General features: G+C 41.2%; 17 protein-coding genes. 16 read left to right on the forward strand and 1 reads right to left on the reverse strand.

Going from position 1 to position 16,177, the window contains the following annotated elements; genetic code table 11:
* The 3 genes from ABJF57_RS14745 to ABJF57_RS14755 all read left to right on the forward strand — a co-directional run.
* Positions 1-4,904, forward strand: a 4,904-nt coding sequence (locus ABJF57_RS14745; RefSeq protein WP_462232038.1) for a DUF6443 domain-containing protein, incomplete at its 5' end; no start/stop codon positions are given.
* A complete protein-coding gene (locus ABJF57_RS14750; protein ID WP_462232040.1) occupies positions 4,897-5,397 on the forward strand; it encodes a hypothetical protein in 501 nt (166 codons plus the stop codon). The genes ABJF57_RS14745 and ABJF57_RS14750, both read left to right, overlap by 8 nt.
* Positions 5,398-5,484: 87 nt before the next feature.
* Positions 5,485-6,117 (forward strand): hypothetical protein, encoded by a 633-nt coding sequence (locus ABJF57_RS14755; protein WP_462232042.1) that lies wholly within the window; start codon positions 5,485-5,487, stop codon positions 6,115-6,117.
* Between the two features lie 46 nt (positions 6,118-6,163).
* Here the strand turns inward: ABJF57_RS14755 and ABJF57_RS14760 are convergent, their stop codons facing one another.
* Entirely contained in the window at positions 6,164-6,625 is a 462-nt protein-coding gene (locus ABJF57_RS14760; protein ID WP_462232044.1) for a hypothetical protein, read from the reverse strand.
* A gap of 92 nt (positions 6,626-6,717) precedes the next feature.
* Between ABJF57_RS14760 and ABJF57_RS14765 the strand changes: the two genes are divergently transcribed.
* The 13 genes from ABJF57_RS14765 (at position 6,718) to rpsC (ending at position 16,173) form a co-directional block, all read left to right on the forward strand.
* A complete protein-coding gene (locus tag ABJF57_RS14765; protein ID WP_462232046.1) occupies positions 6,718-7,263 on the forward strand; it encodes a hypothetical protein in 546 nt (181 codons plus the stop codon).
* Positions 7,264-7,316: 53 nt separating this feature from the next.
* Positions 7,317-8,555 (forward strand): hypothetical protein, encoded by a 1,239-nt coding sequence (locus tag ABJF57_RS14770; RefSeq protein ID WP_462232048.1) that lies wholly within the window; start codon positions 7,317-7,319, stop codon positions 8,553-8,555.
* 275 nt (positions 8,556-8,830) lie between these two features.
* On the forward strand, positions 8,831-9,205 hold the full coding sequence (rpsL, locus tag ABJF57_RS14775) for a 30S ribosomal protein S12 (protein ID WP_462232050.1): 375 nt from the start codon (positions 8,831-8,833) through the stop codon (positions 9,203-9,205).
* Between the two features lie 12 nt (positions 9,206-9,217).
* Positions 9,218-9,685, forward strand: a complete 468-nt coding sequence (rpsG, locus tag ABJF57_RS14780) for a 30S ribosomal protein S7 (RefSeq protein WP_462232052.1) — start codon at positions 9,218-9,220, stop codon at positions 9,683-9,685.
* Between the two features lie 8 nt (positions 9,686-9,693).
* On the forward strand, positions 9,694-11,802 hold the full coding sequence (fusA, locus tag ABJF57_RS14785) for an elongation factor G (protein WP_462232054.1): 2,109 nt from the start codon (positions 9,694-9,696) through the stop codon (positions 11,800-11,802).
* Between the two features lie 29 nt (positions 11,803-11,831).
* A complete protein-coding gene (gene rpsJ / locus ABJF57_RS14790) occupies positions 11,832-12,137 on the forward strand; it encodes a 30S ribosomal protein S10 (protein ID WP_089356797.1) in 306 nt (101 codons plus the stop codon).
* A gap of 172 nt (positions 12,138-12,309) precedes the next feature.
* The gene (gene rplC / locus ABJF57_RS14795; protein WP_462232057.1) at positions 12,310-12,942 is read left to right on the forward strand and encodes a 50S ribosomal protein L3; all 633 of its coding nucleotides are present in this window, start codon (positions 12,310-12,312) and stop codon (positions 12,940-12,942) included.
* A 2-nt stretch (positions 12,943-12,944) separates the two neighbouring features.
* Positions 12,945-13,571, forward strand: a complete 627-nt coding sequence (gene rplD, locus ABJF57_RS14800) for a 50S ribosomal protein L4 (RefSeq protein WP_462232059.1) — start codon at positions 12,945-12,947, stop codon at positions 13,569-13,571.
* 1 nt (position 13,572) lies between these two features.
* The gene (gene rplW, locus ABJF57_RS14805) at positions 13,573-13,860 is read left to right on the forward strand and encodes a 50S ribosomal protein L23 (RefSeq protein WP_436515305.1); all 288 of its coding nucleotides are present in this window, start codon (positions 13,573-13,575) and stop codon (positions 13,858-13,860) included.
* A 9-nt stretch (positions 13,861-13,869) separates the two neighbouring features.
* Complete coding sequence (gene rplB / locus ABJF57_RS14810) at positions 13,870-14,691, forward strand: 50S ribosomal protein L2 (RefSeq protein WP_462232061.1); 822 nt, start codon at positions 13,870-13,872, stop codon at positions 14,689-14,691.
* Positions 14,691-14,969, forward strand: coding sequence for a 30S ribosomal protein S19 (gene rpsS, locus ABJF57_RS14815; protein WP_462232063.1), 279 nt, complete (start codon positions 14,691-14,693; stop codon positions 14,967-14,969). The genes rplB and rpsS overlap by 1 nt, the downstream gene beginning before the upstream one ends.
* A gap of 8 nt (positions 14,970-14,977) precedes the next feature.
* On the forward strand, positions 14,978-15,442 hold the full coding sequence (rplV, locus tag ABJF57_RS14820; RefSeq protein ID WP_462232065.1) for a 50S ribosomal protein L22: 465 nt from the start codon (positions 14,978-14,980) through the stop codon (positions 15,440-15,442).
* Entirely contained in the window at positions 15,442-16,173 is a 732-nt protein-coding gene (rpsC, locus tag ABJF57_RS14825; RefSeq protein WP_348280429.1) for a 30S ribosomal protein S3, read from the forward strand. The genes rplV and rpsC overlap by 1 nt, the downstream gene beginning before the upstream one ends.
* Positions 16,174-16,177: the final 4 nt, after the last annotated feature.

Here is a 16,177-nt window from a genome sequence, read left to right on the forward strand (position 1 = left end):
CCTATGCCCAAACCACGATTGAGATTTTCCCAACCACCATCAGTGGCTCCATCAGTGGAAATAGTGAGCGGTGTGGTTCAGGTGTCGAACCATTCACGTTGAATGGAAACGTAGGAACGATTTTGAGGTGGCAATCGAGAAGTAAAGATGGTGCGGGAAGTTGGACAAGCTGGAGTACCATAGAAGAGACGGACGATGTGACGAGTGTGAGCCCGAGCCTGACACAATGGAGCAGCGGCGTTCGTACCTACGAAGTACAGGCGGTTGTTCAAAGCGGCACATGTACCCAGGCGTTGGTGCAAAAGACCATAACGGTTCACCCACAATCTGTAGGCGGCACGGTGGATGGTTCAAAAGACGATTTTGGCGTTTCCTCAGGAGTTCTTACGCTCAGTGGACATACCGGCAATGTGGTTAAATGGCAATTAAAGACTACCGAAGATTGGGTGGATGTAGCCAATACATCTATAAGTTTGACATTCACCAATGTCACCGTAGACACGCAATACCGTGCGATTGTTGCCAGCGGCACGTGTGGCGAAATTGCATCCTCCATTGCACTCATCAATATATTGAATGTGCCAAGTTTAGACCTGGGACTCACCACAAGTCTTAGGCCGGGTGTAGGAGATACCCTTACCGCAAGTACCGGACATTCCAATTATCAATGGTTTCTAGATAATATACAAGTTAAAAATGGGGCAGACAATACATTGATAGCAACCACACCTGGAGCATACAAAGTAACAGTGACATCTGTGGGAGGAGCTACCTACACTACAGGGGATGCCATATTGGATAGTCAACTGGAGTTAAATGAAAATGCCATTCTCAGCTACACATACCGCAAGGAAGTGCCCGCCACAAACCCGCCGGATGACTTTGATTTTAACTTAGATGAGCTAAGCATTGACGTGTCTGTCTATGACGGGCTGGGAAGAGCCGTGCAAAACATCAGTCTCAACAGCTCTCCCGATAGAAATGATGTGGTGGCACCGGTGGAGTACGATCCTTTTGGAAGAAAAGTGAAAGAATACCTGCCGTATATCAATGACAATGTTGGAGGAATATATAAGCCCAACGCCTTGGTGGAGCAACCTGGATTCTACTTTGATATTAAAGAATCCAGCAAAGCATATACAGAAACACGCTTTGAAGAGTCTCCACTCAATCGTCCGGTGGAGCAGGGATCTCCAGGAGACAATAGAGTGATTGGTGGAGGAAATACCGTAGCGATGGATTATGAGATCAATGGTGAAAATGAAGTCGTTGAATGGGACAACAGCGATCTGTCGAACCTTTCAGGAACATTCTATCCGCGAGGAGAGCTGTATAAAAGCATTGTGACAGACGAAGATGGCAATCAAACGATAGAATATACCAATAAGCAAGGGCAGACGATTCTGAAGAAAAGTCAGGTGGATGCCACTATCTGGGCAAGCACCTATTACATCTACGACGACTATGGACGGCTGAGGGTGGTGCTCCCACCGGAGGCTGTGCGCCAAATGAGCACGGACGTTTTTGGCAGTAACGATGGCACCTTGCTACTTGCAGACTATACCCTGACGCAGGCCGATGTGAACAGCAAATTCACCTATTTGTCAGGAGTGGTTGTGACAGTCCCGGCAGGATTGACCTTAGGTTCAAATTTTGAACTTGTGCTTCTCAATGAAGTAGGTGTTTCTACCCAAACACGTGATGATTTTGCGTTCTCCTATGAATATGACGGTAGAAATCGGATGATTTCCAAGAAAGTGCCCGGAGCACACCGGGTAGATATGGTGTACGATAGATGGGATCGCCTGGTGTTGACTCAGGATGGGAAGCAACGAAACGATGATGAGTGGCTATTCACCACCTACGATGTGTTGAACAGACCGGTGATGACAGGCTTCATTACCGATTCCAGAGACCGTGCCACGTTACAAACCTATGTTGGAGGACTCAATGATCGATTCTTGACATTCACCACAGCCACAGGAACAGGCGTGACGCGCGGCTATCAAAATGATGCCTATCCATTGAAAGATATCGATACAGGTACCCTCGGTGATATTCTCACGGTTACCTACTATGATCGCTACGATTTCATTGCGCAAACAGACCTGTCCGGGACTTCTTACGACCCTTCAAATACGGAACCAGAGGATAATTTCATAGCGACAGAAAATACCAAGGTAAAAGGACAGGTCACAGGATCTCTTACCAGAGGGGAAGGTGGTGACTTCATTACGACCATCACGTACTACGATGATAAGTATCGACCCATACAGATTGTTTCAGAAAATCATCTCGGAGGAAATGACATCATCTCCAATCAGTACGATTTTGTTGGCAATGTGATAAGAGCGAGAACGAAGCATACCGTTACCCCGGCAAATGCCACTGCAAGCCTTATGCATACCATCATTCGTGAATATGCGTATGACCACAGAGACAGGCTGTTAAGCGTCCATCATCAAATAGATGATAATGATAAAGCGCTCATTGCGACGAATGACTACAATGAGATAGGTGAGCTTGCAGCGAAAAACTTACATGGAGGTGAGCAGACCCTGAACTATGACTACAATATTCGAGGTTGGCTCGAAAGTATCAATGACCCAGCTGCATTGGGAACGGATCTTTTCGGAATGAAATTGCTTTACGACGAGCAAGATGCTACCCTTGGCAATACCCAACTATACAATGGGAACATCTCTGCGATGGAATGGAGCAATTACGATCCAGAGAATACGGGCATAGACGAGAGAGCATACACATATACCTACGACAAACTCAACAGGCTGAAAGATGCAGCTCATTTTGAAGACGGCTCGTCCAGCGCCAACGATTCATACGATGTAGCCATTCCAGAATACGACCTCAACGGCAACATCAAAAGTTTAGTTAGAAAAGATGCTGGAGGGAGTGCCATGGACGACTTGAGCTACTTCTACGATGGAAACCAGCTGACACAGGTGGATGATGCAGGAGATGATGGGGCAGGCTTCACCGAAACCACAACAGGGATCGACTACACGTACGATGATAATGGCAACATGCAAACGGATGCCAACAAAGGCATTACATCGATTACATACAACCACTTGAATCTGCCTACGAAAGTGGTACTATCCCCAACCGGTGAAGACGACAGAATTGAATACCTCTACGACGCAGCGGGCATTAAACTGCAACAGAAGGTTTATGAGGGTGGAAATTTGTCCAAGACCACTGACTATGTGGGAGAGTTTATCTATGAAGCCGAAGGCCCTACTGGAGAAGGAAAGCTACACCTCATTCAGCATGAAGAGGGCAGGCTCATTTACAAGACATTTGATGATAAATGGGACTACCAGTATCACCTCAAAGATCATTTGGGCAATGTGCGGTTGACGTTCAGTACCACGCCAGATATATATCCAAGAACTGCTACGATGGAGCTGAATGAAGAGCAGGATGCATTTGATCCGTGGGTTCAAAGCCCAAGAAATGGGCTGGCGACAACAGGTAACGCAAGCGCCAATGTGATGAGGTTGAATACCGATGTGCAAGGCAATGGTTCTGTGATTGAAGGAATTCTAGGCTTGTCAATCATGTATGAAGTACAGCAAGGAGATAAGTTTGATTTAGAGGTAAAAGCATATTATGAGCAAGCACCTGTGGCAGATGGTTTCTTTGCCAACAATCTTCTATTCAACATGCTGGTGACAGGAAGTACAGGATCCAGTCCATCCAATGAAAATACAATTACGAACAATTCGAACCTGAATGAAACGATTGTAGGAGGAATTCAGGCAGATAAAAACAGTATCGTGAATACCACTGTTCCGAGAGCATATATGAATTGGCTTCTTTTTGACAAAGACACCATTTTATTGAACGCAGGATTCAAGCAAATCGGTAGTGCATCGAACAATAATTGGGAAACGCTCATGACCGACGAACCCATCGAAATCGAGCAAAATGGGTTTTTCTTCGCATACGTTTCCAATGAAACTAATGCATCAAGTATTGTTGATTTTGATGATTTTAAGGTAACGTTGACCAAGACGAATGTTGTCTCGACGCAGGATTACTATCCATTTGGGCTGACGTTTAATGAGTCTCAGAGGACTGCTTCTGTGAAGAACTTCATGAATACTTTCCAAGATCAGGAATACGAAGAGGAGACAGGATGGGTGAAGTTTAAGTGGAGAAATCATCAGCCTGAGATAGGTAGGTTCTTTAATGTTGATCCGCTTGCTGAGGAATATGTACATAACTCAGTGTATGCTTTTAGTGAGAATAAGGTTGTCAGGCATATTGAATTGGAGGGTGCAGAAGCTCAGATAGCATATGTAATCGCAGATGCAATAAAAAATAAGGTCATGGAAAAAGCTATTGAAAGCGGAGCTAATCCAAGTGAAGCAGTAGTTCTTAGTAACACACCTATGGCTTGGTTGAAAAACAAAGAACTATCACAAAACCGTGAGACAGCTTACATTATATCTGCTAATGTGATGCAACAAGGTGGTGAAGATGGATTGCAAGATGCATTAAGGCATGGAATATTTACCGCGTTAAATGCACAAACACTAGGTAAAGAAACAGCTCTTGAGTTAGGAGAAGCGCATGAAAATCTTCCAGATAATCCAGACAACAAGAAAACCATGGATTTACATAATAATAATATTGGTGCAATAATTGGTGCTAAGAAGCCTAATGCTTCACCCAAGGAATTAATGGGATATCTACTTAATGCAATGAAAGCAGGTGGAATGAAAGTAATTGATAATGATGGAAATGTTGTTGGCACTAAACTTACAGGTAAGGATGCTCAGGTTGCATTTTATAACTTGCAAACTTTGAATAGTCAAGGAGTAGATCAGCAAAATCAAGAATCAGACGAGGAAAAAAGTAATTATGGAAGTGAGTAAAAACCTATATCATGTTGTGATCACCATACTGGTTGTTTTTACAACATCTTGTGGTAATTCCAATAGTGAAGCAAGTCAAAGTGAAGTCACTTTGTTGGATGCTGAATACTCTAATAAGCTGTATTCTGAAATAGCACTCAAAGTTGAGGGTGGGGATTCCTCCATTAATCTTACTGAAGTCTTTGATTTTGATTGGAACAAGCTGATTATTCCAAAAGCATACTCAAACCTTGAGTCTATAAAGAAGGAGTACAAAGGGATGAATAAGCAAATTGAAAGAATCAAATATGATGATGCTAGGTCTCTTTTACTTTTCGCAAAAGATGATCAAATTATCAAATATATTTTCCTTTCTAATGTTAAGAGCAATTTCAGTTCTATTCAAGAAGAAAGTGTTAGAATATATGAGAGAGGAGAAAGCCAATTTATGATTGATGTTCAAGTTAATAAGAATGGCAAGACCTCAACGAGGTTAAGGCCTCTTAAGGAATAAAGCTAAAGCACTACAGAACCCACTTAATAGTTTGAGTGGGTTTCCTGTTTTTATAGGATGATATTTTGAAATGTTTATTTTCGATTCATGATTAAATACATAACTCAACTAGCAATTATTTTTCTTTTTACTGGCTCAGTAAATGCACAATTTGAAGGAAGGATTAAATTTGATATTTCCTATCAATGGAAGTTGGATGATGGACTCACCACAGAACAATTCACTCAGTATATGGGTGATAAGATGGAGTACTTTTCAAAAGGTGCTTATTACAAATCCAACATAAATGGGATGATCTATACAACTCAGATTTATTCGCCAAAAGAGAATAGGTTGTATAACGTAATAAATGAAAATGACACCCTAGTTTGGATAAATGCTGCTATCAATACTGACACAGTTTTGAACTATTCAATTGAAGATTCTGATGAAGTTATTTTAGGTTACAAATGTCAAGTATTTGTAATTGAGACAACTAGAGGTACTGGTAAGTATTATTTTTCAAAGGAAATTGGAGTTGACCCTGAACTTTATAAAAATCATAATTACGGAAATTTTGCTCTTGTTACCTCTCGAACAAAATCTCTAAGTCTCAAGATTGAAATTGATAATGAGTCATTTAATATGTTGTTTGAAGCAGTTGAAGTCAAAGACATGAATATAGACGACTCATTTTTTAAAATTCCCGACTTACCAAGCAAAGAAACACCTAACTACTAAAACTCAACCCACCTGCATTTGTTGGTGGGTTTTTCTTTTGATAAGCTTATTCACCTAAAATTAAGTAGGTAATAATCGTCGCAATTCCAGAACTCACAACACCTATAATGAATGACCAAAACTTAGTCTTTAGATTACTTTTTTCATTTTTTAAGGTATACGCATCAAGGATGTTTGCAAGGGTTTCTTTTTGAACATTAACAATTGGTTCAATCTTCTTCTTCTCGTCTTCAAGGTCTTTGAGGATTTTCCTATTCATTAACATTCTTTCTGACTCCGTATTAAGAAAGTCCTGTAAATCATCCATAGATGTTTTCAATTCAGAAATGGCATTAGATGCATTATTGATCTTTGAAAGTTGTTCTTCAAACGATTTTGAATATTTAATCTTGAGACGATTTTCAAGCACCTTTCTTCTATAAAGGAGAATAAAAAACACAACGGAAAAGGCCATTAGCATTACACCGACTGTACCAATAATTACAAGTAGTATGGTTTTTCCTTCCATTATTAGAGTATTTCAGAATTTAATAATGCAAAAGATAGGAACATGAATTGTATTATTAATAACTATATTAGTTATAAGTAATTATTTAATTAATGAGATTAAGAGTACTACTATTAATTGCACTTCTTTCCTCAATTTATATTTCATATTCACAGGTAAAAGTCAAGGGGTATTATAGAAAAGATGGTACTTATGTGAAGCCTCACTATAGATCAAATCCCGATGGCAACCCTTACAATAATTGGAGTTACCCAGGGAACGTCAATCCGTATACTGGTAAAGTAGCAAAGGGTAATCCTGATACATATCTTAAAAACTACTACAAGGTCTATCCCAATTCAAATACTGAATCCAATAGTTATCGGAACTATGTTAAGTGTCTTAGCTATACTGATTATTCGGGCATAAAGAAGAATTACAATTATGATATCTCTAGTGATGATAAGAAAATTACTTACGGATATGTCAGATATTCACATGATGAAGTTTTTAGAATTTATAATCATGATAAGAACCATATAGGGTATGTTCAACTGAGGAAAAAAGGCAAGAGGTATAATGTTTATGATCTCGAAGGTTATGAAATAAAACCGAATAAGAAGTCAGGTAATGAAGGCCTGATTGTGTCATTAATATGAATATTTTACGTGTGCGGTTAGTGTTGAGAAGAAGAGAAATCACATCTTTGCCTATGCGTTTACTGATATGTTTATGCTTAATGATGGGGTGCCTGCACATGCAGGCACAAGTAAAGGTTGATGCGAAAGCAACAGGTAAGCATGCCAATGCACTCAATCGTGCCAAAGGTGCGAGGCAGACTGCCAAGCAAAGAAAGGAGCAGCTGGAACAACTACAGCAGCAAGTAAAAGCAAGAGCAAGTTTTAAGCAGCAATACGACAGCTTGAAGGAAGTATACACGAACGCTTCATTACGAGATAGTATTCAAGTTTATCAAAACGACAGTATCCACGTATTCTCATTCGATAGCCTGCAACAGTACCAGATGGATTCCCTTTTGGTTAGGGAGTTCACAAAGGAAGATTCCTTAGCCATTTCCAGGGAGATTTTGGAAAGCACTGATTTTCCTCCCGAATATCGAGAGCTCATTCTCAATCCCATCGTGTTGGAACCTGAGATAAATACAGAAAATGCAGACAGTCTGGCTTTGGCACAAGCCACCGCAATATTGGAAGAAGATGCACGGAAGTTTCTTCCTGCAGAGTTGGGAGATGCCAACAATCAAAACCCGCTCGATCAGTTGACGAATCCAGCACAAGGATTAGCGATACCCAGCAAACCCAATCCCAACCTAATCAAACCAGAGAAAGCGAGAGAGCTCTTCAAAAAGATAGACCCCAAGCAATTTCAAGAAGCACAGGCAGATATTCAAAAGCTGAAGAAGAAATACTCTGAACTACCAGACACACGCTATCCGGAGGAAGGAACGAAGCGAAACTCACTCGAAGACAAACCATTCAAGAATCGGCTGTACTTTGGAGGCAACCTGAGTTTACAATCCACAGACCCGGTGATCATCAATACCAACCTGCAGCTGGGGTATTGGATAAATAAAAAATGGCTCGGGGGTGTAGGGGTTATTTTCAGGGAGCAGTTCGGCAATGACTCCACATCACAAGTCACTGGCGATGGGTATGGCTACAGTTTTTTTACGCGCTATGACATCCCGAAAGGATTCTTTGCCTGGGCGGAAGTAGAAAGACAGATCAATAAATCACTTTTCGCATCCGAAAGCCCAGTAGGCACCAAATGGGATTCTGCGCATTTACTCGGTGTGGGTAGAGAGTTTAAAATCGGTAAAGTACAGATGCTCTCACTGATACTATACGACTTCAATTATCAAAGCAATGACTTAAATTCCTCACCCTTCGTATTTAGGCTTGGCGTACGTTTCAGTAAAAAGCCAGGATAACTTTTTTGAGGAGGACTATATATAAGGAGTAGCCCAATGGTATGTGTTCTGTTCGACTTTCACTTCACTTCATCAGGAAAAGGAGAGGTAGACTACTTACAATCAGATGTTTTTAAATAGATTTGCGCCTTTAATAGGCATGAAAAGGCCGATTTCCCACGTTATCAAAGGAATTCTAAATTATTCCAATTAATTCATCTTTTAACTTTTTGATATAATCTCAATATATCTATCTTTGCGTTCCCAAAATTTGGGACGATTAGAAATAATAGCGTATGCCAACTATACAACAATTAGTAAGGAAGGGTAGAAAGAAGCTGACTTCAAAGTCAAAATCCCCAGCGTTGGACTCATGTCCACAAAGAAGAGGTGTTTGTACTCGTGTGTACACAACCACTCCGAAGAAGCCTAACTCAGCGATGAGAAAAGTGGCAAGGGTAAGACTTACCAACGGTAAAGAAGTGAATGCTTATATCCCGGGAGAAGGACACAACCTTCAGGAGCACTCCATTGTGCTTATCAGAGGAGGAAGAGTAAAAGATTTACCAGGTGTGAGATATCACATCATTAGAGGTGCGTTGGATACGGCTGGCGTAAGCGGACGTCTACAAAGAAGATCTAAATATGGCGCTAAGCGACCTAAAAAATAATTTGCAGGAATAATGAGAAAAGCAAAACCAAAAAAGAGATACATCCTTCCTGATCCTATTTATCAGGATACCCTTGTTACCAAATTTGTAAACAACCTCATGTTGAGTGGTAAAAAGAGTGTCTCTTATAAAATCTTCTATAACGCCATTGAGCAGGTAGAAGAAAAAACAGGTGAAAACGGTCTGGAAACGTGGAAGACCGCATTGAGCAATATTATGCCATCTGTAGAAGTGAAAGCTCGACGAGTTGGAGGAGCGAACTTCCAGGTGCCAATTGAAGTAAGGCCTGATAGAAAAATTGCTCTTGGTATCAAGTGGATGATCAAATACGCTCGACTAAGAGGAGAAAAAACAATGCAAGATCGTTTAGCTGCAGAAATCATTGCCGCGTCCAAAGGAGAAGGTGCTTCTGTAAAGAAGAAAGATGACATGCACAGAATGGCTGACGCAAACAAAGCATTCTCACACTTCAGATTCTAAGAACCAAAATGGCTAGAGACTTAAGACTTACAAGAAACATCGGTATCGCAGCACACATTGATGCCGGAAAAACCACCACTACAGAGCGTATTCTTTATTATGCAGGTGTAAACCATAAAATTGGTGAAGTACACGATGGTGGAGCTACCATGGACTGGATGGAGCAGGAGCAAGAAAGAGGTATTACCATTACTTCAGCTGCTACCACTGTATTCTGGAAATACAAAGAAGAAGAGTATCACATAAACATCATCGACACACCGGGTCACGTTGACTTTACAGTAGAGGTAAATAGATCACTTCGTGTGTTGGATGGATTGGTATTTCTATTCAGCGCAGTAGATGGTGTAGAGCCACAGTCTGAAACCAACTGGAGACTGGCAGACAACTATAAAGTTGCTAGAATCGGTTTCGTTAACAAAATGGACCGATCAGGCGCAGACTTCCTGAAAGTTTGTAAGCAAGTAAAAGAAATGTTGGGTACTAAAGCAGTACCACTTCAGTTACCTATCGGAGCTGAGGATAATTTCAAAGGGGTTGTTGACCTTGTTGAGAACAAAGCGATTGTTTGGAGCGAGGATGACATGGGAATGACATTCGAAGAAATTGACATTCCTGCTGATATGGTAGATGAGGTTGCTGAATACAGAGAGCACCTTGTTGAGTCCGTAGCAGAATATGATGAAGGATTGATGGAGAAATACTTCGAAGATCCTGAAAGCATCACTAGAGATGAGATTGTAGCTGCTTTAAGAGCAGCGACTGTTGACTTGGCGTTCGTTCCAATGCTATGTGGATCAGCCTTCAAGAATAAAGGTGTGCAAACACTTCTTGATTACGTAATGGAATTGCTTCCATCTCCACTAGATAGAGATAGCATATCAGGAACAAATCCTGATACTGAAGAGCCAGTAACAAGAAAGCCTTCTCCAGACGAGCCATTCTCAGCTTTAGCATTTAAGATTGCCACCGATCCATTCGTAGGTCGTCTATGCTTTGTGAGATCGTACTCAGGAATGTTAGACTCAGGTTCTTACGTATACAATACACGAACCAGCAAGAAAGAGCGTATATCTCGGATCTTCCAGATGCACGCAAACAAGCAAAATCAAATCGACCAACTATACTGTGGAGATATCGGAGCAGTTGTAGGATTTAAGGACATCAAAACGGGAGATACCCTTTGCGACGAGAAAGGTAAGATCGTTCTTGAGTCAATGGACTTTCCAGATCCGGTTATCGGATACGCGATTGAGCCAAAAACTCAAGCAGATGTAGATAAGTTAGGCATCGCGATTGGTAAATTGATTGAAGAGGATCCAACACTTCAGGTTGAGACCAATCACGAAACAGGGCAAACCATTCTGAAAGGAATGGGAGAGCTTCACTTGGACATCATTATCGATCGTCTGAAGAGAGAGTTCAAAGTAGAAATCAATCAAGGAGCTCCTCAGGTAGCATACAAAGAAGCGATCACCAAGATGATCGATCACAAAGAAGTTTACAAGAAGCAGTCTGGTGGACGGGGTAAATTTGCTGATATCGTATTTGAGATCGGACCGAAAGATGAAGATCACGAGAAAGAAGGCCTTCAGTTTGAGAACAAAATCGTTGGTGGTGTTATTCCGAAAGAATTCATTCCAGCAATTCAGAAAGGATTTGAGCAAGCGATGGTGAATGGTCCTTTGGCAGGCTACCCTATCGACAACATGAAAGTGAAGTTGTATCACGGATCATTCCACGATGTGGATTCAGATTCACTATCATTCGAACTTGCAGCACGCGCTGGATTTAAATCTGCTGCTGCTCAGTGTTCGCCAGTGATACTTGAGCCAGTAATGGCTGTGGAGGTAGTTACCCCAGATGAGTATACAGGAACGATCACCGGTGACCTCAACAAAAGAAGAGGTATGATGAAGGGGATGGACACAAGAGGAACTTCTGCAGTAATTAAAGCAGATGTGCCATTGTCTGAACTATTCGGATATGTGACTGATCTAAGAACAAATAGTTCAGGTAGAGCAACGGCTTCATTGACGTTCTCTCACTACGATCCAGTACCTAAGAATATTGCTGAAGGTGTTATTGCAGATGTGAAAGGCACAGCTAGCGTATAACATTAAGCCAAAAGAATCGATAAAAGATCATGAATCAGAAAATTAGAATAAAACTTAAGTCTTACGACCACAACTTGGTTGACAAGTCTTCTGAGAAAATTGTTCGAGCAGTAAAGACTACTGGCGCAGTTGTAAGCGGACCAATCCCTCTTCCAACAGTGAAAGAGAAGTTTACTGTGCTTAAGTCACCACACGTGAACAAAAAAGCAAGAGAGCAATTTCAACTTTGTACGTACAAAAGGCTCGTAGATATCTACAGCAACAGTGCAAAGACAGTAGATGCTTTGATGAAGTTAGAGCTTCCGAGCGGCGTAGACGTTGAGATAAAAGTATAACCCGGTGTTAACCGGAATGGAGAACCAATTGGTCCATATCGATTGGTTCTTTTTTTGTCTAAAAAAAAATAACCGATCAAATTTTGATCGGCATAGGGATTTGCTATCTTTGCAGTCCTTTTCAAAAAAAGTTTGCCTGAGAGGGTAATTATAAGATATAAACGAGTAGAAAATGCCTGGTTTAATAGGAAGGAAAGTAGGAATGACCAATGTCTTTGACGAGAACGGTAAAAGCATCGCTTGTACCCTTGTTGAGGCTGGTCCTTGCGTCGTGACTCAAGTTAAGAACGAAGAGACAGACGGATACAGAGCTGTGCAGTTGGCTTACGGTGAAAGAAAAGAGAAAAATACGCCTAAAGCACTTCAGGGCCATTTTGCGAAAGCAAAAACTACTCCCAAACAAAAAGTTGTAGAGTTCAGAGATTTCAGATCTGAATTTGATGATAAAGTGAAGATGGGCAATGAAATCAAAATTGAAGATGTGTTTGCAGAGCAGGACTATGTCGATGCAATCGGTACATCTAAAGGTAAAGGATTTCAAGGGGTTGTAAAAAGACACGGATTTGGTGGTGTTGGTCAGGCAACGCACGGTCAGCACAACAGACTAAGAGCTCCGGGCTCTATTGGTGCTGCTTCATTTCCATCCAGAGTTTTTAAAGGCATGAAAATGGCCGGTAGAACTGGTGGAGATAGAGTGAAGGTGTTAAACCTGAGAGTATTAAAAGTATATCCTGAGAAAAACCTGGTACTAGTTTCAGGTGCAATCCCAGGCGCTAAAAATTCATTCGTAATACTTGAGAAGTAATCATGAAGGTAGCTGTATTAAATATTAAAGGGGAAGAAACAGGAAGAGAAATCAGCCTGGACAAGAGCATTTTTGGCATAGAGCCAAATGAGCATGCTGTCTACCTTGATGTAAAGAACTACTTAGCAAACCAGAGACAAGGTACCGCTAAGACAAAAGACAAAGGAGAAATCACTGCGTCTACACGTAAGATTAAGAAGCAAAAAGGTACCGGTACTGCAAGAGCTGGTAGTGTGAAGTCTGGTGTGATGAGAGGTGGAGGTACATTCTTCGGCCCACAGCCAAGAGATTATGGCTTCAAACTGAACAGAAAAGTGAAGAAACTGGCACGTAAGTCCGTACTTTCTTCCAGAGCTAAAGAAAAAGCCATTCAGATTTTGGAGGATTTCTCTTTTGAATCTCCAAAGACGAAAGAATTTATCAGTCTTCTTAATAGTCTTTCTGTAAATGATAAGAAGTCTTTGTTTCTAGTAAGTGATAAAAACAAGAATGTATTCTTGTCTTCTAGAAACCTTAAGAAAACACATGTTTCAACTGTTGACGAAATAAATACCTACGACTTGATAAACGCTGAGCGTCTGATCTTGTGCGAAGGAACACTCGAGCAACTAAAAGAAAGATTTAACTAAGATGGGAGTTTTAATTAAACCACTAGTTACGGAAAAAGTATCCGCTCTTAACGAGCATGGTAAGTACGGTTTTGTAGTTGCCAGGAATGCTAATAAGGTTCAGATTAAGACCGAGGTTGAAAAAACGTACGGTGTTACTGTAGAATCTGTAAATACAATGGTTCAACCTGGTGGGTCTAAAAGACGATATACCAAGTCAAGAGTCATTGAAGGTAGAACTCCAGCATATAAGAAGGCAATTGTGAAGGTGGCTGAAGGAGATATAATTGATTTTTATAGCGGAATATAATAGACAGAGATGGCTGTAAGAAAACTTAAACCAACAACTCCAGGACAGAGGTTCAGAATGGCCCCTGTGTTTGATGACATTACCAAGTCCACTCCAGAGCGGTCTTTGGTGACGACATCAAAAAGAAACGGAGGAAGAAATAATCAAGGTCGAATGACCGTGAGAAACGTTGGCGGTGGTCATAAGCGGAAGCTTCGACTTATCGACTTCAAAAGAGACAAGCACGGAGTTCCTGCTACAGTGAAAGCAATCGAGTACGATCCGAACAGGTCTGCAAGAATCGCATTGCTTTACTATGCTGATGGCGAAAAGAGATACATCATCGCTCCAGCAGGACTGGAAGTTGATACGGTTATAAACTCTGGAAAAGGAGTACCTCCTGAAGTAGGAAATGCACTTTTCCTTTCAGAGATTCCTTTAGGTACCATTATTCACAACATTGAGTTGAAGCCTGGTAAAGGTGGAGTGATGGCAAGAAGTGCTGGAACATATGTTCAGCTGGTAGCAAGAGAGGGGAAATATTCCACTGTGAAACTTCCATCAGGTGAAATGAGAATGGTACTTAATACGTGTCTGGCGACAGTAGGTACCGTTTCTAACTCAGATCACATGAGTGTTAGACTAGGAAAAGCGGGTAGAAACAGATGGCTGGGAAGAAGACCAAGAGTAAGAGGGGTTGCGATGAACCCGGTTGATCACCCAATGGGTGGTGGTGAAGGTAGATCTTCTGGTGGTCACCCACGATCAAGAAATGGTCAGTATACGAAGGGGCTTAAAACTCGTCGTCCAAATAAATATTCTGATAAGCAGATAGTTAAACGAAGGAAATAATGTCAAGATCATTAAAGAAAGGACCTTATATAGACTTCCGACTTGAAAGAAAAGTCGATGCGATGAATGACTCAGGTAAGAAGTCTGTGATCAAAACATGGTCAAGAAGATCAATGATATCTCCGGATTTCGTAGGTCACACTTTCGCAGTGCACAACGGAAATAAATTCATTCCTGTTTTCGTAACTGAAAATATGGTAGGACATAAACTTGGCGAATTTGCACCGACTAGGAACTTTAGAGGTCATATCGCGAAGAAGGATAAAGGTAAAAGATAATAGCACCAATGGAAGCTGAAAAGAAATTAAAGAAATCAGTACGAATCAGACTTCAGAAGGAAGCTGACAAGAAATTCCGGGAGGAGAATAAAGGAAAGCTTGGTGCGGTAAAATCGTCACTTCGAAATGTACCTACATCTCCTCGCAAGATGAGATTAGTAGCTGACATGATTCGTGGAGAGCGAGCAAGTATTGCACTCAACATTCTTCGATTTGATGCACATCACGCATCCAATACGTTGGAGAAGCTTCTCTTAACCGCTATTGCTGATTGGCAAGCGCAAAACGAGGACATCAGCATTGAAGAAGCTGACCTTTATGTGAAAGAAATCTACGTGGATAGTGCAAGAATGCTTAAGAGATTGAGACCGGCACCACAAGGAAGAGCTCACAGAATCAGAAAGAGATCAAATCATGTGACTATCGTTGTTGATAATCACAACCAGGAAGAAACTAAAGAAAGCAACAAGTAATGGGACAAAAAGTAAACCCAGTTGGATTTAGATTAGGAGTTATCAAAGGGTGGGATTCTGCCTGGTTCGATAGCAAGTCTTATGCAGACAAACTTGTAGAAGACAATAAGATTCGTAAATACATCATGGCGCGTATGCCTAAAGGTGGGATCTCCAAGATCGTAATCGAACGAACGCTTAAAAGAATTACACTGACTGTTCATACTGCTCGTCCGGGTGTTGTGATAGGTAAAGGAGGATCTGAAGTAGATAAGATCAAAGAAGAGTTGAAAAACTTGACAGGCAAAGATCTTCAGATCAATATTTTCGAAATCAAAAGACCTGAGCTAGATGCGAAGTTGGTAGGTGAGTCTATCGCTCAACAGCTTCAGGCAAGAATCTCTTTCCGAAGAGCAATGAAGCAAGCAATCGCTTCTTCCATGCGAGTAGGAGCGCAAGGGATTAAGATAAAATGTTCTGGTAGATTGGGTGGTGCTGAGATGGCAAGAAGTGAGCAGTACAAGGAAGGTAGAATTCCATTGCACACACTTAGAGCAGATATCGATTATGCAATTACAGAAGCACACACCATTTATGGTAAGATCGGTATCAAAGTTTGGATCTTCAAAGGAGAAGTTTTCGGTAAAAGAGACCTTTCTCCAAATGTAGGTCAGTCAGGTGGTGGTAATAACAACGCACCAGGTGGAGGAGCTCCGAATAGAAGGAGAAGAGAAAATAGAAGAAGAAAGTAAAGTT

Origin of the sequence: Ekhidna sp., from assembly GCF_039940915.1 — a bacterium.
Classification (GTDB): Bacteria; Bacteroidota; Bacteroidia; order Cytophagales; family Cyclobacteriaceae; genus Ekhidna.